Here is a 20,925-nt window from a genome sequence, read left to right as displayed (position 1 = left end):
CGGCATTTAAACGCGCAGGTTTCAGTTTAAAACAAATTAAAACTAGTGCTAACATTCTTGTTAGCACTTTATTATTAATGCCCTTCTTGTACAAAACGCTCTGCGCGCTCTACCCGTCTAGGTTTACCGCGCACAATCAGCGTATCTTGCGGTAGTAATATAGTATCTACGTCAGGTTCTTCGCTTTCAATATTATTACGTCTTAAGGCTATTACAAAAACTCGACGATCATCTAATTTTAATGACCGAATAGACTTGCCCGTAGCAAAGGAATCCTTAACTAATATAATAGCGTGAGCAAATTCAATGCGATCAATAGCATCAGGGCTCATGTCGGTATGTTCGCCTTGAAAGAAACCATGCAAATGGTTGTAGTGATTTTTACGTTCTTTTTGCACGCGGCGAACAATTCTAGAAAAAGGTACCCCTGATAATGACAACACTTGCGAAACTAACATCAAGCTGCCTTCTAAGCTCTCAGGCACTACCTCATTTGCACCCGCGGCGTGTAACTCATCTAACTGATCATCATTACGAGTACGAACTAAAATAGGTACGTCTGGGGCTAACGAGCGCACTTTTTGGATAACATCAAGTGATTGTTTATCCTCACCAAAGGCGATAACTACAAGTTTAGCTTTTGATAGCTGCGCTGCATGCAGTAATTCAGCCTGCCTTGAAGATCCGAAAAGTACATTTTCACCCGCTTCTCGTGCTTTTGTTGTACGTAATGGGTCGATATCAATGGCAACAAAATCGATCGATTCTTGTTTTAAAAATCGGCTTACGGTTTGGCCAATACGACCGAAGCCACAAATAATTACATGATCACTGAGTGTGGTATTTTGAGGTAATTCTTCTAACGCTTGAGTATCGAATTGTTTTTCTCGGCTTAACCAAAGTGCCCAACTACGCGCATGGCTGATCATATAAGGCGTTATTGCCATACTCAATACACCCGTGCCCAGTAAAATAGAGGCTGTGGTTTCTGTTAACACTTCTACTTGGCTTGCTAAGGCAATTAAAACAAAACCAAATTCACCCATTTGTGCCAACATAATACCTGCTGCCCAAGCATCTTTAGATGACTCTCCCGCGCGCTTCGCTAATAAAACAATCACCAGTACTTTTAGTACCATAAAACAGACTAGCAGCGAGATAATGATCAATGGAGATGAGAAAACAACACTGATATTGAGCTTCATGCCGACAGTAACAAAAAATAGACCCAGTAGAATATCGCGATAGGGTCTTATATCAGCCTCAAGTTGATGTTTATATTGGCTCTCGCCTAACATCATGCCGGCTAAAAATGCGCCTAACGCCATCGAAAGGCCAAACCATTGCGTTAAAGCTGATGCGACTAACGTTACCAGTAATGTGGTTAATACAAACAACTCATCGGTTCTAACTTGAGCAACTAAATTGAATAATCCGGGTAGTAGCCATTTACCTGCTAATAATAACAGTGAAACAACAAACACCCCTTTAATTAGTGCGAACAACAGCGCCATTATAAAAGAAGAATCACCACCTTGAGCAGCTAATAAAGGTATCACAATTAACAGTGGCACTACCGCTACGTCTTGAAATAGTAGCACCGCCACCGACAGTTGCCCTGACTTTTTCTTCATGCCACCGCTTTCACTTAATTGGCGAATAACGATAGCGGTAGAAGATAGTGCCAATATGCCACCAATGGTTATTGCAGCGGCAAAACTTTGATCAAAAAACATCGCAACTAGCATAAACAACACAAGTGAAATGACCACTTGTAAACTACCTACTGTAACCACTAAATGCCGCATAGAAACGAGTTTAGATAAGGAAAATTCAAGCCCAAGCGTGAAAAGTAAAAATACTATGCCGAGTTCAGCAAAATGTTCATAGTCAACATGTTCTTCAGCCAAAGCTAAACCATGTTCTCCAACCAAAACACCCGCGACTAAATAAGCCAAAATTGCTGGTAATTGTAAGCGACGAAACAGCCAAACAATTAAAACGGCACTGGACAATATAGCGAGTAATTCAAGGTGACTTGTCACATGTATTCCTTACAAGATGATGAAATGGATAATCGCAGAATTTAATGGCTGATGATCTTATTAAGCTGACATAGTGTAGCCTTGTACAGGCTATTTTGTCTAAGTTAATTTCTGTTACAAGGAGATAAACACGCATGAAAACGGCTACTTAACTTAGAAAAATTTGATAAAAACTCCAGCCAGAGGCTCTAACTATCGAAAGCTTGTATCGCGCATCTTCATTAAAACATGAAAAAAAAATCGTAGAATAAAATAGTAGGTACGATTTTTGCTTTAGTCAACCTAATAAAGCTAATAAAGCTTTAACGTCAAATTAGCTAGGGGAAAACTATGCGCACAGTCAATGTTGTTAATCATCCTAACTCAAAATTTAATGCCTTCACATTATTTCAACACAGTGAACAGCAAAGCCAACGCAATTTAGCCTTGCTTGAGCAGTTACAAACCACATTGGATGTAACAAAACTTATCAATATTTTTGCAATTGAAGTGGCAAAGTACCTTGATTTTTCTGGCGTTTACTTTAAACATGCGGACATAAGTGCAACTGCTAGAGGTAGTCGTCAGGCAAAAGCGGAACGTCAATTTGAATTAAAAATCAATGGTCAGTTTTTTGGCATAATTACTTATGCTGTGAATATACCGATAAGTATGGCCAATTATAAGGTGTTGAGTGAGCTACACGAATTATTAATTAACCCATTAAAAAATGCGGTGCAATATCATCAAGCAATGCAGTTAGCGATGCAAGACAGCTTAACGCAATTAGGTAACCGACGTAGTTTTGACGAACAAATTAAACGCGCAATGGCCCAAGCAAGCCGCCGTCATACACGTGTCGGATTAATCCTGAGTGATCTCAATAAGTTTAAAGCGGTTAACGACACCTTTGGTCATGACATAGGCGATAATGTATTAGTACAATTTGCCAAGGCGTTACGACAAAGTGTTCGAGATACCGATTGTGTTTTCCGCTTTGGTGGAGACGAATTCGCGATTATAGTGGCAGATGCTACTGAACAGTCCTTAGCCGTTATCGAGCATAGAATTTACCATGCAATGTCACAGGATGCTTTAATAGCAAAATATAACGTTACTAGTAGCTTAGGTTTAGCATTTATGAATAGAGCTGACAACGCGATAAGCTTTTTTAAACGTGCAGATAAAGCGCTATATTCACAAAAAATGAATATGCCACAAAAGTTGAGTATTGTTTCTCAAAGTTGAGTTAATTATTTGATTAGGATGGGTTAAATATAATTAAGTTAAAAAAATATTAACTAAATTCGCGCAACGCTTGAGACTTTTCATTAGGTGTTGCGCCAACATACAAGCGGCAAAACCTTACCGCTTTTGCAAAGCTTTTCGGACCAATTTTTGCCAGTACTCGGCGCAAAAAATCTGCATCTAAATTAAAATTAACACTATAGTGTTCCATTGCCTGATCAATGCTTGGATAACTAACACCGTCAAAGCAAAACTCTCGGTCGACATCTTCGTTGATAATTTCTACCCCATCAACTACTAACGGCCAGCCTCGAAAATTCACTCTATCTTTGGCGACTTGATACATAAACCAAGCACTTTTTTGAAAGCCGGCAAAACTGCCCCCTTCAAAGCCAGAGTTCGCTAACTCTTCTTCTGTCCAATTAAGTCCTATAGCTAAATCTTTACGATACTTTTTAATTAGATAAACTTTAACACTTTGCTCAACTTGCCAAATGTTACGCACTTCGGCCTTGCTTGCCACACGCGCGCACTCTAAACAACTGGGTATAGTGAGCGGTTCATGCGGACAGTCGAAAACTAAATGCGCTGAATGGGGGAAAGTAAAAGAATGCCCTGCTGGCTCCGAACAGAACCAGCAGTGATGTCGATAGTTAAAAGGAACGTCGATGTAGGTGTTATCAAACATAAATAACCTGCGACTTAATAAATGATTTATTTACGTTTATTATTTACTGTTTTGCTTACTGTTTTATTTTTCTTGTTTGCTTTTGCTCGGCGTTGCGCTGCTGGTGTTGCATCCGCTTTTTTACGCGCGAGTAATTGATTTTTTTCTTGTGTCGCTTTATAACGACTTTTTTTCAACGGTGCTTCTTCTTTATCATCATAATGTGCTGGTAAAGGTCGATTTAATTCATAACCTGGTACCACTATGCGTTCGAATTTTCGCTCAATTAAGGCTTCAATGTTATCTAGGAATTGCTCATCTTTAGGACTTACTAATGATATTGCCGTTCCTGACTTACCTGCTCGGCCTGTGCGACCAATACGATGTATGTAATCTTCTGGCAAGAAAGGTAAATGGAAGTTAACTACATAGGGCAGATTAGCAATATCAAGTCCACGTGCAGCAACATCGGTTGCAACTAGAACTCTAACACTGCCATCAACAAATTGCTCAAGGGCTTTATTACGGGCTCCTTGGGTTTTATCGCCATGACATAAAGCGGTTTTTATACCGTCGAGTTTCAGCTCTTTCGCTAAAATATTCGCGCTTTCTTTGGTACCAGCAAAGACTAAAACTTGCTGCCAATTATTTACCCCAATAAGCTCAGACAATAACTCAGCTTTACGGGTTTCAGAAACCCAATAAACTGACTGTTTTACTTTGCCAGAAGTAGAGTTTTGACGAGCAACTTCTATCGTTTTAGGTGTTTTAAGCACTTTTTTTGCTAACGTTTTAACTTTATTTGAGAATGTTGCCGAAAACATCAAAGTTTGATGCTTTGCTTTAATCATTGCTACTATGCGTTCAATATCATTGTAAAAGCCCATATCTAGCATACGGTCAGCTTCATCTAGCACAAGGTATTGCACTTGAGATAAATCTAAGTTGCGCTGTTCAAGATGCTCAATTAAACGACCAGGTGTCGCCACTAAAACATCAACACCACTTTTAAGCATTTTAGTTTGTGGTGGCATATTTACACCACCGAAAATAGCACCCGAGCGCAGCGGTAAAAACTCACTGTAGGCTTTTACATTTTTTTCAACTTGTGCAGCTAATTCACGCGTTGGCGTTAAAATTAGTGCTTTAACGGTTGTTGTAGTGTCAAAACCATCAATATTTGGCTTTACTTTTTTTGCTAAGCCATCAAGAATTGGCAAAGTAAAAGCGGCTGTTTTACCGGTACCTGTTTGAGCACTAGCTAAAACATCAACACCTGTACGAATAACAGGAATAGCTATTTGTTGAATCGGTGTTAAATTTTTATAACCGCAGGCTTTTACCGCTTTTAGTAAGTCTGCCGATAAACCTATTGAATCCACACTCATCACATCACCATTTCTGTATTATCGTAAACAACGTACTTTCTTAAAAGCAGCACGCCAAAATATTAAGGCGCGCATTATAGCAGCTTTGCTAACAGTTGCTTGTATTAAATATTACTAGTTTTAGACACTACTTTTTCTGCCAAATACCTTTAGTTAAATTTAAGCGCTGTTGTTCATCTTCATCAGGCAGATAAGTGGGCAGCAGGCCTTTATCTTTTTGGTTGTGGTAGTTTTTTGTTATTTGAACCACCACTTTAGAAAGCATAAATAACGCAGTTACATTAAAAATGGTCATTAATCCCGTGGACAAATCAGCTAATGCGATAACTTCAGGTAAAGTCGCTACAGAGCCAAAGACCAACATTAACAAGAAACCAATTCGTAAAAACCATCGGCCTAATAAATTGTCCATTTTTAAATACTTTAAATTATTATCGGCATAGGCGAAGTTTGCCACGATTGAGGTAAAAGCAAATAACAATATAGCGATAGTAATAAAGTCGCTTCCCCATGCTCCTACTTGATAACTAAGGGCCTGCTGAGTTAACTGAATACCTTGTGCTTCACCGCCGGTATCTTTAAAAAGTAAGATTAAAATTGCCGTACATGAACATATAACAATCGTATCGAAGAACACGGCCAGCATTTGAATATAGCCTTGAGAAACTGGATGCGGTGGAAAAGGCTCCGCAGCCGCAGCCGCATTGGGTGCACTACCCATACCGGCTTCATTAGAATATAACCCCCGTTTAACGCCTTGCACAATAGCAGCCCCAACTAAACCACTACCTGCTTCCTTTAAACCTAAAGCCGAAGCGAAAATATCACTAATCACCATAGGTACTCTTTCAATGTTTAATCCAATAACAGCAAAGCATACAAGTAAATAAAGCAAGCCCATAAAAGGCACTGTTAGCTCAGCAAAACGGGCAATGTTTTTTAGCCCTCCGAAAATAATAAAACCTGCAACTAAAGTAATAACAATACCGGTATAAAGTGGATTGAAACCGTACGAGCCATTAAAAGCACTGGTGATAGAGTTTGCTTGTACCGCGCTGAAGACAAAACCATAGCCAAAAAACAAGCATAGCGAGAAGGTTACGGCTAATTTTTTATTTTTTAAGCCTTTACTCATATAGTACGCAGGACCACCACGAAAATTCCCCATACTATCGCGCTCTTTATAAAGCTGACCTAAGGTACTTTCAGCAAACGCAGTTGCCATACCAACTAAGGCAATTAACCACATCCAAAAAACGGCTCCGGCTCCGCCTAGCGATATAGCCACAGCAACGCCCATTAAATTACCCGTACCAACGCGAGCCGCCAACGATGTGCAGAGTGCCTGAAAAGACGAAATACCTTGGTTTGAGCTTTTACGACTCGTTTTTAAAATGGTAAACATGTGAAAAAAACGAGTAATTTGTAGTCCTTTCAAACGAAAAGTAAACCAGAGTCCACAAGCACTCAGCAAATAAATTAAAATACTGCCCCATAAATAACCGTTAATAGTTCCTACCCATAATTCAATGACACTGGGCTCGAGCACACTTGGTTCTACCACGTTATTCTCCGAAGGTTATATTTTTATTATTAATAATGACTAATCTTCTTTAGCTTAACAAAATTGTCTGTCGGATAAATAATTTTATCGCCACAATAACGAAGAAAATCAATGACAACTTGAATAGATGATGAATGATGCGAGCGAAAATAATATGCATCAATGGTAATAGTGTTTAGATTGAATTTATAAACGGTTAGATTTGAGCTTATAACAACTTAGTTCAGTTAGTATTAAAACAAAAAATGCCGATAATATTTATCGGCATTTTATCTCTGTTATTTAAACCTTAATCTAACAAGAGGAAACTCTAGTATGCTACAAGGCCTTAAATATTTGTTCAACTGAGTCTTTTGCATCACCAAACAACATTTGAGTGTTGTCTTTAAAGAACAATGGATTTTGCACACCGGCATAACCTGTGCTCATTGAGCGTTTGAACACGATAACATTTTTCGCATGCCAAACTTCTAATACCGGCATTCCAGCAATCGGGCTAGTTGGATCTTCAGCCGCAGCAGGGTTTACCGTATCGTTTGCGCCTATGACTAAAACCACATCAGTTTTAGCAAAATCATCATTAATTTCATCCATGCTAAGCACAATATCGTAAGGCACTTTAGCTTCGGCTAATAAAACATTCATATGCCCAGGTAAGCGTCCTGCCACCGGGTGAATAGCAAAGCGCACATCAATACCTTTGGCTTTTAAAGCTTGAGTCATTTCATAAACCGGATACTGTGCTTGCGCTACTGCCATACCGTAACCTGGCGTAATAATAACCGACTTTGCGCCGTTCAACATATCGGCTACCGATTCTGCGTTAATTTCAATGTGATCACCGTAATCGGTCTCTGTGTCTATCACGACATTGGTACCAAAACCCCCAGCGATAACACTGATAAAAGAGCGGTTCATGGCTTTACACATAATGTAAGAAAGAATGGCCCCTGATGAACCCACTAATGCGCCGGTCACAATTAACAAATCATTATCAAGCATGAAGCCTGCCGCTGCGGCTGCCCAACCAGAATATGAATTGAGCATAGACACCACCACAGGCATATCTGCACCGCCAATGGAGGCGACTAAATGCCAACCAAAAACTAAGGCAATAAAGGTCATCAGATATAATGTGTTATCACCACCACCTTGTTGAACAAAAGTCACTAGCAAAATAATGGCTATGATACCCGCCACTAAATTTAACTTATGTCGTTGAGGTAACATGAGTGCGGCCGAGTTAATAATACCTCGCAACTTACCAAACGCGACAATTGAACCGGTAAAGGTGACCGAGCCAATAAATACCCCAAGAAACACCTCCACTAAATGAATATTATCCGCCATTTGTTGACTGTCAGTAAACGTAGCAGCCACTGAATGGTCCATTTCAAAATAGCTATTAAAGCCGACCAATACTGCAGCTAAACCAACAAAACTGTGCAATATGGCCACTAGTTCAGGCATTTGGGTCATTTCAACTTTTTTCGCGAGTTGCAGACCAATGATTGCACCGATCACCATGGTGACTAAAATAATCCATACATTGTCGACACGTGGATCAGCAATGGTGGCAATAAGTGCTATTGCCATACCGACAATACCGTACCAATTACCCGTTTCAGCGGTTTGCTGCTTACTTAATCCTGCTAAACTAAAAATGAACAATAGGGCAGCTACTATGTAAGCTGCACTGATTAACCCTTGAGAAAATTCCATTAAACTGCCCCTTATTTTCTAAACATTTTTAACATACGTTTAGTGACAACAAAGCCACCAACAATGTTGATAGTGGCAATAAGTATTGCGACACCAGCGAGCAATTGTATTAACGGGCTACTATTGCCCACCTGTAAAATTGCGCCAACAATGATAATGCCCGAGATGGCATTGGTTACACTCATCAAGGGTGTATGCAATGAATGGCTAACATTCCATACCACGTTATAACCAATAACACAGGCTAAAACAAACACGGTAAAATGTGAGAGAAAGTCAGCAGGAGCAACACTTGCGACCCAACCAAACAATAGAGCGCCCGCAGCCATCATGCCATATTTTTTAACCGGGCTCATCGGCTCTTCAGCTTTAACCTCAATCGCTTTAACCGGCTCAGTTTTAGGCTTAACAGGTGCAGCACTCACTTGAATAGGTGGTGGTGGAAAGGTAATTTCATTTTGGTTAACTACGGTCATATTCCGGATAACGACATCGTCAAAATCAATATTAATCGTGCCATCTTTTTCTTTGCACAATAATTTTGCCAAGCTGACTAAATTATTAGCATATAATTGTGATGACTGATTAGGTAAGCGAGAAACCAAGTCCGTATAACCAATTATTTTTACACCATTGGCATTAACTACTTTCCCTGCTTCAGTTAATTCACAGTTGCCACCGCCAGCGGCCGCTAAATCAACGACAATACTACCGGTTTTCATCGATTCAACCATCGCCGTTGTAATAAGCTTAGGTGCTGGTTTCCCAGGGATCATCGCCGTGGTAATAATAATATCAACATCTTTTGCTTGCTCAGCAAACAACGCCATTTCTGCATCAATAAAGGCTTTGCTCATCTCTTTTGCGTAACCATCACCAGAGCCCGTATCTTCTGGCTCTTCGTAATCAAGCTCAAGAAATTCAGCACCCATGCTTTCTATTTGTTCTTTTACTTCTGGTCGCGTATCGAACGCTCTAACAATGGCACCTAAACTACTTGCGGTGCCAATTGCGGCTAAACCGGCGACACCTGCGCCAATTATCATTACTTTAGCCGGCGGCATTTTACCAGCGGCGGTAATTTGCCCAGTTAAAAACCGGCCAAACTGATGAGTCGCTTCAATAACCGCGCGATAACCGGCAATGTTAGCCATTGAACTTAACGCATCCATTGATTGACTGCGGGTCATTCTTGGCACCATTTCCATCGCTAAGGTAGTAATTTTTTTATCTTTTAACGCGGCTAAAATATCCTCGTTCTGTGCAGGAGCAATAAAACCAATCAGATAAGCCCCATCTTTCATTGACGCTATTTCTTCAATAGTAGGAGGATTTACTTTAAAGATAAGATCGGATTGCCAAACATTTTTCTTAGTCGTAACGCTTGCTCCAGCATCAATAAACTCTTGATCAGTAAAACTTGCTTTAGTGCCGCAACCTTTTTGTACTTGCACTTCAAAACCAAGCTTGAGCAATGAAACAACCGCAGTTGGCGCGCTAGCGACTCGGTTCTCACCTAACAATGCTTCTTTCGGTATACCAATAATCATAAATCACCTTTATTTCATCATAAAAACCCTGTTCACAAGCTCAACATTTAACTTATTATATTGAGCTTACTTGCGAGCTATTTGATTCGACTGTACGTTAAAAATTATTATTATTACTAACTAGATTAATGTTTTACCATTAATAGTTTAATTTTCATACATCAAGCTTATTTATTTTCAGTATAAACTAGGCAATATAGTTTTATCTGTTATAGCTTAAGCTCTAGTTTGCTCTGTGATGTAAATAGATTAATATAAAAGGATAAATAAAATTTAAGGATCAATAGATGATTTATCGATTAGCTGATTTAGTCCCCAAATTAAATGAAAGCAACTTTATCGCGCCAAACGCCACTCTGATCGGAGACCTTACTTTAGGTAAACATACCAGCATCTGGTTTAATGTCGTTATTCGAGCAGACGTTGCATGTATTAACATTGGTGAGCATACCAATATTCAAGACGGTTCAATTTTACATGTTGATGCTCAATACCCAATGACCATTGGCAGTAATGTCACCGTTGGCCATAAGGTTATGTTACATGGTTGTACCATCGGAGATAACACCCTAGTGGGCATGAATGCGGTCGTGCTCAATGGCGCTAACATTGGCAAAAATTGCTTAATTGGTGCAAACAGCTTGGTTACTGAAAATATGCAAGTGCCAGACGGACACCTAGTATTAGGCTCACCCGCGAAAGTCATTAAAGCGCTTGATGAGTCAACCCGAGAAATGTTCACACAATCTGCTATGCATTATGTTGAAAATGGTCAACGTTATTTAAAAGAATTAATACAGGTAGATTAACAATATATAAAATTCAACGGCTTAGTATTTTTAACTCTTATAGAACCGGTGAACCTTAACATTTCACTTTCATAGCATTATAATGTAGTTAACCGTAACGGTAATCGCTGTCGCGCCATCACTGAGCGTAAAACTGCTTGTGTTGACGGTTACAGGATCCAGAATTTAAGCGGTTACATTTCGGTCAAGCGCAAAATTAGTTGACGTATTTAACGGGTACGTTGCACTCACTTTCGGGCTAGTGATATCAGGCACTGCCGCTGTCGTAAATGATCAAAAAATTGCACTGGCTAATGTGATCCATAACGCGCATTTAACCGCACTAGTAATCGTTGTGGTATATAGAATTGAGTATCCGTACTAAAGTCACTTGTTGGCGTAAGAATTACGGTATTACTGCCGTTATCTAGGTTTACTGCGACTATGGGGTTTCGTTGCCAGTGGCTAATTAATGACTATAGGCAGCCTTATTTTTACCAGCGTTCAACCCACTACCACTTACTGGTAACCTGATTGTTTTTTCTTTGCTTTCCGCGTTGTTTTTACCTACTTTTATCATGGTATTGGTATTTTCTTGCCAGAGCTATAGACAAAAAAACAGGATTAGCGATATCTTTCACTAATCCTGTTGAACATAGGACTATAAATCAAACTCAACTAAAGGATTTATTGAGCAGGTTCAGTAATTGCATTTTTCTGCAAGGTAACTGCGGTTTGTGCCAATAATCTGCCGTTAACTGTTGTGCCAGTATTTACCGCGATCAAACTTTTACCCAACACAACCCCTTCAAAGTGGGCATTGGTACCAAGCGTTACAGAACCAGCAACCTGCCAGATAATATTCTTAGCTAAAGCGCCGCCAGCTAATGTGACACGCACAGCATTGGCTTCAGTAAGCGTACCTGCTACTTGAAAAATCCAGGTATCAGTTGGGCCACCAGATAGCGTGACATCCGTTGAAATATTGAGATCCGTTGACCATTTATAAAGGCCAGGTTCTAGGGTTAAACCGCCAATTTCACCCGCTCCCAACTCACTAAAATCTGCTGAAGATCGTCCTGCAGCGTCATTGTATGCAAAGCCCATATCGCCAACGGCTGAACCTAACAAACCTGGCGAGTTTATAGCACAAGGTAAAGGGCCAGCTGCATCGACAGTATAGACATTACCAGTCACTTCATCACAACTTAGTAATAACGCGGCTCCGGTAATTGGACTTGTGCCAACATTGCCAACAATGGCTGAACGATACACATCAGTAATGCCCGTTTTGCTAAGAACGGCAAAAGTTCCGGCACTACCAAGGTAAACTGAGCTTGGACCTTCACTTGCGAAAACATTGCCCGCGAATAAGCCGCTAAGCAATAAAGGTAACAAGATTTTCTTTGATTGATTTTGAACTGATTTCATAATATCCCCCTCCGGGAGGCGTTATGCAGTGTTAAACAAATAGGTTTTCACCTTTGTTTCTCACTTACATTAATGGCAACGGTGAAAAAGCACTGAGTAAATTTTTGGATGTAAACTTATGAAAATGAATTAGCTGATTAAGATATTCCTTAGAATAATTCATTTTTATTGACTAAGCCTGTAGCGATTCAATTTAGCCTTCTGTGCGCTAGCATACAAAAAAAAAGAACACCTACTTAACCGCTTTAAAAAATAATCGCAAAATGCCTAATATGCACTCTACTTGAATATACTATCACTTGTGAAAGCTAAACGAACTAAAACCACGCCATAATTAGTTAATAATTGTTAAACATGCCATTTTTATTTAATTTATTGTGTTGGTGGTTATTAAAGACACTCAATGCTTGGGGTAAAACTAAAAATATTTAACGATTTGAAGGAACATAAAATTAACCCTGCTCATCTACACATGCTGAAAATCTTCACCCTATACCAGGACTGGTCATTGTGGTGATTGAATACTTAGTATTACACTTAACTCACTAGCGACATTAATCTATATCATGCAAAGGCCAAAGCACAATATAGTCTTCAAAATCATCTAATTCCACATCGTTATCTTTAATGATTTTGCCACGTACTGACATACCGGCTTGATGCATCGCTGACTTTTTGCCATTGTGCAATAACGGGTGCCAAGACGGCATACCTCTACCCTCTTTTAAGCGCCGATAAGTACAGCTTGGCGGCATAAAAAACACGTCATCTAAATTTTCTTGCGTTAATTGCACACAATCTGGCACTAGCACGGTACGTTGCTCGTACTTTGAACATTGACACGTTTTATCATTAAGTAAATGACAAGCAATGTTCGAGTAGCTCATTTTCTCACCTTCAGCAATATGCGTGGTTGGCATCAACTCTGTTTCGTCAGTAGTGCTATCGTCATCAATAAATTTATTCAGGCAGCATTTAGCACAACCATCACACAATGATTCCCATTCGGTTCGGGACATTTCATTTAATGATTTAGTTTCCCAAAAATGTTCAACTACCACTTTTTTTGGCTTTGCGCTCAAACGACTATTTTTTTTACTCATATCACTACTTATGTCTGCTTACTGTTGCTATTACTTTCTAAGACTTACTAAAACTCGCTACTGAATCGGCGGAAATTTAATGTGATCAGATAAATGTCCAACCGAGCTTACAAAGTAGTAGGATAAATTCCAATGCATTAAACTTTTATAGTTATTGTAGGCAAGATAAGCACGACCCTTGACGCCATCAGGAAAAACTAATGCCGCTTTAATATCAACCTTGGGTAAATTAGTACCATCGGTACGTCGAACCCCTAAAGCCTGCCACTGAGCTAAGGTTTTTTCGGTTTTAGCCCAAGCTTTTAACCAATTTTTACGACCACCGGTATTATTAGGTATAGCTAATGACGTATCAAAATCGCTGGGTAGTTTAACTTGGCGGCCCCAAGTGAGCTGTTCGCTCCAACCTTCTTTTTTCAAGTAGTTTGCCATTGAAGCAAAAACATCGGCTTGGTTACCCCAAATATCTTTTTTTCCGTCGCCATCACCGTCAACCGCATAACCAACAAATGAGGTCGGCATAAATTGATTTTGTCCCATAGCGCCAGCCCAAGAGCCTTTCATGTTCGCACTATCGATATGGCCTTCTTTTAGTATTTGTAATGCTGCCCATAGCTGCTTTTTGAAGAATGCTTCGCGGCGTCCTTCATAGGCCATGGTTGATAGCGCAGAAATAACATTATAGTTACCCATGATTTTGCCAAAGTTTGTCTCTAAACCCCAAAGCGCAACGATAAATCGCGGTTGTACACCATATTCAGCCGCTACTTTCGTTAGTAGAGCTTCATGCTCTTTGAATTTTGCTCTTGCACGTTTGATTTTCCAATCGGGTAAGCGTTTTGGTAAGTATGTGTCTAAGGTTTCAACCGTTTCAGGCTGATTACGATCTGCTTTTACTGCTCGCTGGTGAAAAACTACATTTGCAAAAGAGTCATCAATTAATGTTTGCTCAAAGCCCTTACCAAGCGCTTCTTGTTTTAACTTAACGATATATTGCTCAAAGCTTGCTTTAGCTTCTGACGTTGTTATTTTTTTATTGTCAGCAGCCAAAGTAGTTTGTGAGAATAACGCTAAGCATAGTGAAAGTGATATTGTTTTTACTGAATGGATATAGCGCATTATGATTCTTCTCCTTGGTTACCTTTGGCAGAAGCATTATTCATGCTCGCTTTATGTCCTTTTAACATATCTTCTTCTTGCGGAGTTAATTGCAAGTAATAACCTTGGTCAGCTAGGCTTGCTTTTACTTTCTCAAGATCAGCAAAACCCAATTTAACTTTTGAAGTAAGATTCAGTACGGTTACCATGACTGGCCTACCAAACATTTTCATTAACGCTTCAGGCACATCGGAAAAATCATCTCGTTTATTGACATAGAGATACGTTTGTACTTTTTTAGAACTTTTATAAACACTACACAGCATTATGGAGACCTATGATTAAAATGGTTTATGGGAAATGGTTAATTGGGTTTTATCTTAAAAACCTTTGAGTAACGTTATCATAACAATTCAACAGCGTCTTTGTCTGTTATGTAACACTTTACTCAGTAAGGTTTAAGGCAAATTTACTGAAAGTCATTCTCAACAAAGGCGAGCAACTTATCACCAAACAACGGTTTGCGCCAACCGCACATTATATCAACCATTTGCGGCTGATTCTCTGCGCCATTGAGCTTAAAATGCCAGGATAAAAATTGATTTATTTGTTTTTTAGAGGCTAAATTTTCAGGCAGTAAATTTGTTTGTGTACTTAACTCGGTAATATAATTTTTAACTTTTTTAAAGTTCTGTTTATAACCAGGGTATTCATCAAGACGAATTATTTGCGGTGGCAACTCAATATTTTGTGCTTCGCCAGCACGCTTTAATACTGTCAGCATAGCGTTGCCTTTATGGCGAATATCCAGTAACTCAACACCTTCAATACCTGACATAGCGCCAACATTACTCGGGTTAATTTGCGCTAGGGCTAATAAGGTATGATCTTTGGCAATAAAACCAATGGGCCGATCTTTCAGTTTAGCTTGTTGGTAGCGCCAAATCGTTAATTGCTGTAAACGATAAAGTTGAGTAGGGTTTAAACGCCAAGCCATTTTGAGATTAAGATACAACTGGCTTTCATCAATGGCACTGAACTTACGATCAACCATCACATCACTTTCCTCTTGAGCAGCGTATAACCATCCAGCCTTTTCAATATCTGCAAACAATAAAGGTAAAATATTAAACAGATGTTCAACATCAGCGGCCGCGTAGGTCAGTTGATTTTGCGTTAATGGTCGTTTCATCCAATCGGTGCGAGATTCAGACTTATCTACCTCAATATCGGTATAATGTGAAATCATCGCGGCATAGCCCATGGATATACCATGACCTAAAAATGCCATTATAATTTGGCTATCAATTAAATTGACTGGTCGGCAATTACCTGCGGTCAAAAAAACTTCTAAATCTTCCGAGCAAGCATGCAGAACTTTTTGAATATTCGAGTTTTCAAGTAATTGCCAGAAAGGCGTTAAGTCTGGCACAGCAACGGGGTCAATTAATGCTAAGGTTTTGCCGTCGTTTATTTGAATGAGGCCTAATTTTGGATATAGCGTTCGCGTGCGCACAAATTCGGTATCGATCGCAAGCACATCGGCTTGGGAGTAGCGTTGACAAACTAAATGTAATTGCTCGGAGTCTTCGATATAAATTCTTTCAAGAGTTGCTTGCACGTAATGTCCTATGTAATAAAAAAAATAACTAAGATAAGTAACATAATCACTTGTGCTGGCATAAATAACCTCGCAAGTAAATAATGAGAAATAGTATCAAACGTTACCTTATCGTATTTTTAAATTATTTTCTAACCTATGCCCGAATGATATTTAATTGCTTAACACAAATAAAAATGACAAGTTCGATCATTAACAGAACTTGTCATTACTTTGTATGAGCCTTATCGCGCGATTATTAACGTTTGCGTCTAGTCGCTTGTTGACTGCGATGTTGATGTTTTTTCACTGAGCGACGAATTCTACGGCTTTTGGCGTTATCCATAGTTTTTTCGTCAACCTTAACTTTACTTTGTGTTTCAGGCTCTAAATCTACGAGTTTTCTGTAGTAGTTAACATCTTTTAAGTTTAATTCTGTCCAGCCGCCCAAAGGTAACTGACGCTTCATTTCCATATCACCGTATCGAACACGGATCAGTCGGCTTACTTGTACATCTTGGCTTTCCCAAAGACGACGAACTTCACGGTTACGTCCTTCAGATAACACAACATGGAACCAATGGTTGCGGCCTTCACCACCTTTGTACGTGATTTTTTGAAACTTCGCCGTACCATCTTCTAGTTTTACGCCATGACGCAAGGTTTGTAACATCGCTTCATTAACTTCACCAAATATACGCACTGCATATTCACGTTCAACCTGTTTAGAAGGATGCATTAAACGATTGGCAAGCTCACCATCGGTAGTAAAAAGTAACATACCTGAGGTGTTAATATCTAAACGACCTACTGCAACCCAGCGGCTACCATCTAACTTAGGTAAACGATCAAATACGGTTGGACGACCTTCAGGGTCTTTGCGCGTACACATTTCGCCTTCAGGCTTGTTGTACATTAGTACACGACACAAATCATCTTCTAAAGGTTTCAGCTTAACTTGATGTCCATCAACACGAATTAGTTCGTTGCCTTCAACGCGGTCACCTAAATAAGCGGTTTTTCCTTCAACGCTAACACGACCCGCGCTAATATAGGTTTCCATTTCACGGCGTGAACCAGCACCTGCGCGTGCTAATACTTTTTGTAATTTTTCAGACATTGGTCTTAACTCTCTTACGTCAGTAACTTCACAGTGAGCGCGGTTTAAACCGGCCACTATTGCGTCTCTGTCTCTTTAAGTTTAGGGTAAATAACCCCTTCGTTTTAACTAGTAAAATCTTCTATTGGCATTAATGCCGGTAATTGGTCGAGTGTTGTAAGCGAAAAGTAGTCAAGAAACTCTGGCGTGCTCGCATACAATACAGGTCGACCTGGCACTTCCTTATGGCCTATTGTTTTGATCCAACTTCTATCCGTTAGCGTTTTAATAATTTGACTACTAACAGCAACACCGCGAATGTCTTCAATTTCACCACGGGTTATCGGTTGTTTATAGGCGATTAAGGCTAATGTTTCTAAAATAGCACGGGAGTATTTCGGTGCTTTTTCTTTGTATAAATGCGCTAAATCGTCACTAAGCTCAGCCGGTGTTTGAAAACGATAGCCGGAAGCGACTTTATTGAGCTCAACACCACGGCCTTTATACTGAGCCTGAATATCGATAATTATATCACGAATACGAAGATTACTAACACGATATTCTATTAAAAAATCGCGTTTAAGTAATTGCACCGACAACGGCTTATCAGCAATAAATAGCGCAGCTTCAACCAAGCGTTGCAGCTTAGTGTCATCAATATCTTTGTGGCGTATTTTATCGGTTATCATTTCTGCTAATTTTACCATTATTTTTGCTGTAACTCTTGCCGTGATATTTACTAAAACTTTCGCTAAGCTTGCCTAGGAAGACAAACACGGATCTCGCCATAAATTTGCGTTTGAACACATTCAATTAAAGACTCTTTAATCAGTTCTAGAATAGCTAGAAATGTCACTACAACACCTTGCTTACCTTCTTTGACGGTAAATAAGTCGCTAAAATCACAATAGGGTTGCTCGATTCCTGCATCTTTAAGGGTAGTCAATATATGTGCCATTCGCTCTCTAGTCGACAATGACTCTTTTTGAATATGATGATGTTCATAAGCCTGAGTGCGTTTTATCACGCCTTGTAAGGCGCTGACTAGTTCGGCTAAATCGACTTGACTATTGAGTATTTCAGGGACAAAGTTTTCCGCTAATTCAACTTTTGCCACAAAGCTATCGCGATCTAGGCGCGGTAACTCATCAATATTTTCAGCCGCCTTTTTAATAATTTCATATTCTTGTAACTTTCTAACTAATTCTGCCCTTGGATCACCCTCGTCTTCTTCAACCGCTTGCTTGGGTAATAATAAACGAGATTTTATTTCAGCTAAAATCGACGCCATCACTAAATATTCAGCGGCTAACTCCAACTTAATATCTTTCATCAGATCAACATAAGTCATATATTGCGTGGTGATGGGTGAAATAGGTAAATCTAAAATATCAAATTTTTGTTTGCGAATTAAATACAACAAAAGATCGAGCGGCCCTTCAAACATCTCTAGAATAACTTCTAAGGCATCGGGAGGAATAAATAAATCTTGTGGCTTTTCAACAATCGCTTCTCCTCGCAACAAGGCAAAAGGTAATACTTGCTGCAGCATAACGCCAGACACTAGCTCTTTATCTGGCACAGTGCTTTTGGATAATTTAGCCTTACTATCAGGCATAAGCAGCTTTCAACATTTAAATTTTTTGCTTCATAAGTTAGGTATTAATAGCTATGAATTACTCGTACTAAAAAGGTATTATTGAAATGGTGCTGGATCGCCTTCACCGACACGAATTATTTCTACTTCATCATTAGAAAAATCAATCACAGTGGTTGGCTTCTCGCCTAAATGACCACCATTAATAATTAAGTCAACTTGGTGTTCTAAAATATCGCGGATATGTTCAGGGTCAAACTCTGCAGTATCAGCACCGGGCATGATCAATGTTGTCGACATTATTGGCTCACCTAACTCGGCTAATAGCGCTTGAGCAATAGCATTGTCAGGTACGCGAATACCGATAGTTTTTCGTTTTGGGTTTAACAACCGTTTAGGCACTTCTTTTGAACCTTTGAAAATAAAGGTGTAAGGCCCCGGGGTATTATTTTTTAGTAAGCGAAATACACTGTTTTCAACACGGGTATATTCCGACAACTCGGCTAAGTCACTGCACATAAGAGTAAAATTGTGCTCTTTATCAATATCTCGAATATTGCAAATTCGCTCCAAGGCTTTTTTGTCACCTATATGACAGCCTAAAGCGTAGCCCGAGTCGGTCGGGTAAACAATAACACCACCTTGGCTAATAATGGCAGCCGCTTGTTTCATTAAACGACCTTGCGGGTTATCGGGATGAACATAAAAAAACTGACTCATAATGAGCTCCAACTAAATAACAGGTTTACCATTAAAATGTGCAATCACCATAGGTGATCGACGCAGAACAGTTTATATTGAATTAAACTGTTCTATGACTAAAATATTTCGCTTATTCTCAATCGACTAACGACTTAAATACCCAATTAGCTAATAGCGTTAGTTTGCCAAAGTTGCCAAATAGGTTTGGCCTGCTCAGGCATCACTAGGTTTCTTCCTAAATCACTCCAACGACTTGGTTGATGAAAGTCAGATCCCATTGAGGCGTGTAAATCGTATTCTGAACAGTAGCTTAGCATTATTTTACGCTGTTCGGGATTCATCTGTGGTAAAACCACCTCTAAACCGTCACCTTGTGCTGCCTTAAAATCAACAATTAAGCGTCTTAACCATTTGGCTGTTAAGTCATATCGAATGGGGTGAGCCATTACAGCAACACCACCGGCGGCATGAATGGTCGCTACGGCATCTTCGATACTACACCAATTAGGGTTAACATAGGCACGTTGCCCTTTACCAATATATTTGTCGAAAGCCGCTTGCATTTTACTGACAATACCACGCTGTAAAAGCACTCTAGCAAAGTGCGCTCGGGTGATTGAACCCTCACCCGCCAGCGCTTTAGCTTGGCTGTAAACGTCATCAAAACCACATTTTGTCAGTTTTTCACCCATTGCAATCGCGCGATCTTCTCTACGTTGCTGCTGCGCTGAAATCAACGACTGCAACTTAGCATGTTCGGACTCAATATTTAAACCGACAATATGAATTTCAAAACCTTGCCATTGCGTCGATATTTCGATGCCATCAATCAAAGTTAATGGAATGTTTTTGTCTAAAATAGTTTGTTTTGCACTATCAAGGCCTTTAACTGTGTCGTGATCTGTGATCGCTAAAACGTCAATTTGGAAGTTAACCGCCCGTTCTATTAGCTCTTTCGGTGTCAACGCACCATCAGAGCAATTGGTATGGCTATGCAGATCAACACGTAAGTTTGAAAAATCTTTATTATTTGTAAAATCAGTAGTTGACATCATTACGCGAATCGGTTCTTCTATAGGGACTTAAACTGCCTAAAAACAAGTGCAAGTCACTATTTAGGTAAGTGAATATGAACAATTTTACTGAGATAAAACAGATAATGATACAAGTAAAACAAACTATTTCTTTGATTTGGTGGTGGCATAACTCTACATAAGTGGGTTGTGATGTTTACTTGTAAGTAAAAACTTCGAAAACCCGCACTCTATTGCGGGTTTTTTGTTTTTAAAATTTTGAATTAATCAATTATAAATGATGAGAGAATAAGCATGTTACGCATTAAAG

18 protein-coding genes are annotated in these 20,925 nt (G+C 39.5%); 2 read left to right on the top strand and 16 right to left on the bottom strand.

Going from position 1 to position 20,925, the window contains the following annotated elements; all coding sequences use genetic code 11:
* Positions 1–74 precede the first annotated feature (74 nt).
* On the bottom strand, positions 75–2,045 hold the full coding sequence (locus tag H4J38_RS08195; RefSeq protein ID WP_182131240.1) for a monovalent cation:proton antiporter family protein: 1,971 nt from the start codon (positions 2,043–2,045) through the stop codon (positions 75–77).
* Between the two features lie 330 nt (positions 2,046–2,375).
* Between H4J38_RS08195 and H4J38_RS08190 the strand changes: the two genes are divergently transcribed.
* Positions 2,376–3,272, top strand: a complete 897-nt coding sequence (locus H4J38_RS08190) for a GGDEF domain-containing protein (protein ID WP_182131238.1) — start codon at positions 2,376–2,378, stop codon at positions 3,270–3,272.
* Positions 3,273–3,321: 49 nt separating this feature from the next.
* Here H4J38_RS08190 and H4J38_RS08185 read toward each other — a convergent pair whose 3' ends face one another.
* The 5 genes from H4J38_RS08185 to H4J38_RS08165 all read right to left on the bottom strand — a co-directional run bounded on the left by H4J38_RS08185 (position 3,322) and on the right by H4J38_RS08165 (position 10,163).
* Positions 3,322–3,960, bottom strand: coding sequence for a hypothetical protein (locus H4J38_RS08185; protein WP_182131236.1), 639 nt, complete (start codon positions 3,958–3,960; stop codon positions 3,322–3,324).
* A 26-nt stretch (positions 3,961–3,986) separates the two neighbouring features.
* Positions 3,987–5,327, bottom strand: a complete 1,341-nt coding sequence (locus tag H4J38_RS08180) for a DEAD/DEAH box helicase (RefSeq protein ID WP_182131234.1) — start codon at positions 5,325–5,327, stop codon at positions 3,987–3,989.
* A 127-nt stretch (positions 5,328–5,454) separates the two neighbouring features.
* Positions 5,455–6,891 (bottom strand): alanine/glycine:cation symporter family protein, encoded by a 1,437-nt coding sequence (locus tag H4J38_RS08175; protein WP_310733457.1) that lies wholly within the window; start codon positions 6,889–6,891, stop codon positions 5,455–5,457.
* 318 nt (positions 6,892–7,209) lie between these two features.
* A complete protein-coding gene (pntB, locus tag H4J38_RS08170; RefSeq protein ID WP_182131232.1) occupies positions 7,210–8,613 on the bottom strand; it encodes a Re/Si-specific NAD(P)(+) transhydrogenase subunit beta in 1,404 nt (467 codons plus the stop codon).
* Positions 8,614–8,624: 11 nt separating this feature from the next.
* Positions 8,625–10,163, bottom strand: coding sequence for a Re/Si-specific NAD(P)(+) transhydrogenase subunit alpha (locus H4J38_RS08165; protein ID WP_182131230.1), 1,539 nt, complete (start codon positions 10,161–10,163; stop codon positions 8,625–8,627).
* A 287-nt stretch (positions 10,164–10,450) separates the two neighbouring features.
* On the opposite strand from H4J38_RS08165, the gene H4J38_RS08160 reads away from it, so the two are divergent.
* A complete protein-coding gene (locus H4J38_RS08160) occupies positions 10,451–10,972 on the top strand; it encodes a gamma carbonic anhydrase family protein (protein ID WP_182131228.1) in 522 nt (173 codons plus the stop codon).
* A gap of 666 nt (positions 10,973–11,638) precedes the next feature.
* On the opposite strand, the gene H4J38_RS08155 is transcribed toward H4J38_RS08160, so the two are convergent.
* From H4J38_RS08155 to H4J38_RS08110, 10 genes are all read right to left on the bottom strand, one after another.
* A complete protein-coding gene (locus H4J38_RS08155; protein WP_182131226.1) occupies positions 11,639–12,382 on the bottom strand; it encodes an ice-binding family protein in 744 nt (247 codons plus the stop codon).
* Positions 12,383–12,936: 554 nt separating this feature from the next.
* Positions 12,937–13,485, bottom strand: a complete 549-nt coding sequence (locus H4J38_RS08150) for a YcgN family cysteine cluster protein (RefSeq protein ID WP_182131224.1) — start codon at positions 13,483–13,485, stop codon at positions 12,937–12,939.
* 57 nt (positions 13,486–13,542) lie between these two features.
* On the bottom strand, positions 13,543–14,604 hold the full coding sequence (locus H4J38_RS08145; RefSeq protein ID WP_182131222.1) for a lytic transglycosylase domain-containing protein: 1,062 nt from the start codon (positions 14,602–14,604) through the stop codon (positions 13,543–13,545).
* Entirely contained in the window at positions 14,604–14,909 is a 306-nt protein-coding gene (locus tag H4J38_RS08140; protein ID WP_182131220.1) for a YcgL domain-containing protein, read from the bottom strand. Before H4J38_RS08140 ends, H4J38_RS08145 begins: the two co-directional genes overlap by 1 nt.
* Before the next feature lie 143 nt (positions 14,910–15,052).
* On the bottom strand, positions 15,053–16,204 hold the full coding sequence (rnd, locus tag H4J38_RS08135; protein ID WP_310733456.1) for a ribonuclease D: 1,152 nt from the start codon (positions 16,202–16,204) through the stop codon (positions 15,053–15,055).
* 238 nt (positions 16,205–16,442) lie between these two features.
* Positions 16,443–17,303, bottom strand: coding sequence for a 23S rRNA pseudouridine(2605) synthase RluB (gene rluB / locus H4J38_RS08130; RefSeq protein ID WP_182131292.1), 861 nt, complete (start codon positions 17,301–17,303; stop codon positions 16,443–16,445).
* A gap of 104 nt (positions 17,304–17,407) precedes the next feature.
* On the bottom strand, positions 17,408–17,989 hold the full coding sequence (gene scpB / locus H4J38_RS08125) for an SMC-Scp complex subunit ScpB (RefSeq protein ID WP_259365445.1): 582 nt from the start codon (positions 17,987–17,989) through the stop codon (positions 17,408–17,410).
* 44 nt (positions 17,990–18,033) lie between these two features.
* Positions 18,034–18,834, bottom strand: coding sequence for a ScpA family protein (locus H4J38_RS08120; RefSeq protein WP_259365447.1), 801 nt, complete (start codon positions 18,832–18,834; stop codon positions 18,034–18,036).
* Between the two features lie 144 nt (positions 18,835–18,978).
* Positions 18,979–19,599, bottom strand: coding sequence for an L-threonylcarbamoyladenylate synthase (locus H4J38_RS08115; RefSeq protein WP_182131216.1), 621 nt, complete (start codon positions 19,597–19,599; stop codon positions 18,979–18,981).
* Between the two features lie 146 nt (positions 19,600–19,745).
* Positions 19,746–20,636: an RNase RNM gene (locus H4J38_RS08110; protein ID WP_182131214.1), complete on the bottom strand. Its 891-nt coding sequence runs from the start codon at positions 20,634–20,636 to the stop codon at positions 19,746–19,748.
* Positions 20,637–20,925: the final 289 nt, after the last annotated feature.

Origin of the sequence: Colwellia sp. BRX10-3 (assembly GCF_014077505.1) — a bacterium.
Classification (GTDB): Bacteria; Pseudomonadota; Gammaproteobacteria; order Enterobacterales; family Alteromonadaceae; genus Cognaticolwellia.
Note: the sequence above shows the minus strand (reverse complement) of the source record. Positions and strands in the feature narration are given on the sequence as shown.

Bases quoted from the DNA above. Each gene is read 5' to 3' on its own strand.
- H4J38_RS08190 (WP_182131238.1), top strand. From the start codon at position 2,376: ATGCGCACAGTCAATGTTGTTAATCATCCTAACTCAAAATTTAATGCC.
- H4J38_RS08185 (WP_182131236.1), bottom strand. From the start codon at position 3,960: ATGTTTGATAACACCTACATCGACGTTCCTTTTAACTATCGACATCAC.
- H4J38_RS08180 (WP_182131234.1), bottom strand. From the start codon at position 5,327: ATGAGTGTGGATTCAATAGGTTTATCGGCAGACTTACTAAAAGCGGTA.
- pntB (WP_182131232.1), bottom strand. From the start codon at position 8,613: ATGGAATTTTCTCAAGGGTTAATCAGTGCAGCTTACATAGTAGCTGCC.
- H4J38_RS08165 (WP_182131230.1), bottom strand. From the start codon at position 10,163: ATGATTATTGGTATACCGAAAGAAGCATTGTTAGGTGAGAACCGAGTC.
- H4J38_RS08160 (WP_182131228.1), top strand. From the start codon at position 10,451: ATGATTTATCGATTAGCTGATTTAGTCCCCAAATTAAATGAAAGCAAC.
- H4J38_RS08155 (WP_182131226.1), bottom strand. From the start codon at position 12,382: ATGAAATCAGTTCAAAATCAATCAAAGAAAATCTTGTTACCTTTATTG.
- H4J38_RS08150 (WP_182131224.1), bottom strand. From the start codon at position 13,485: ATGAGTAAAAAAAATAGTCGTTTGAGCGCAAAGCCAAAAAAAGTGGTA.
- H4J38_RS08145 (WP_182131222.1), bottom strand. From the start codon at position 14,604: ATGCGCTATATCCATTCAGTAAAAACAATATCACTTTCACTATGCTTA.
- H4J38_RS08140 (WP_182131220.1), bottom strand. From the start codon at position 14,909: ATGCTGTGTAGTGTTTATAAAAGTTCTAAAAAAGTACAAACGTATCTC.
- rluB (WP_182131292.1), bottom strand. From the start codon at position 17,303: ATGTCTGAAAAATTACAAAAAGTATTAGCACGCGCAGGTGCTGGTTCA.
- scpB (WP_259365445.1), bottom strand. From the start codon at position 17,989: ATGGTAAAATTAGCAGAAATGATAACCGATAAAATACGCCACAAAGAT.
- H4J38_RS08120 (WP_259365447.1), bottom strand. From the start codon at position 18,834: ATGCTGCAGCAAGTATTACCTTTTGCCTTGTTGCGAGGAGAAGCGATT.
- H4J38_RS08115 (WP_182131216.1), bottom strand. From the start codon at position 19,599: ATGAGTCAGTTTTTTTATGTTCATCCCGATAACCCGCAAGGTCGTTTA.
- H4J38_RS08110 (WP_182131214.1), bottom strand. From the start codon at position 20,636: ATGATGTCAACTACTGATTTTACAAATAATAAAGATTTTTCAAACTTA.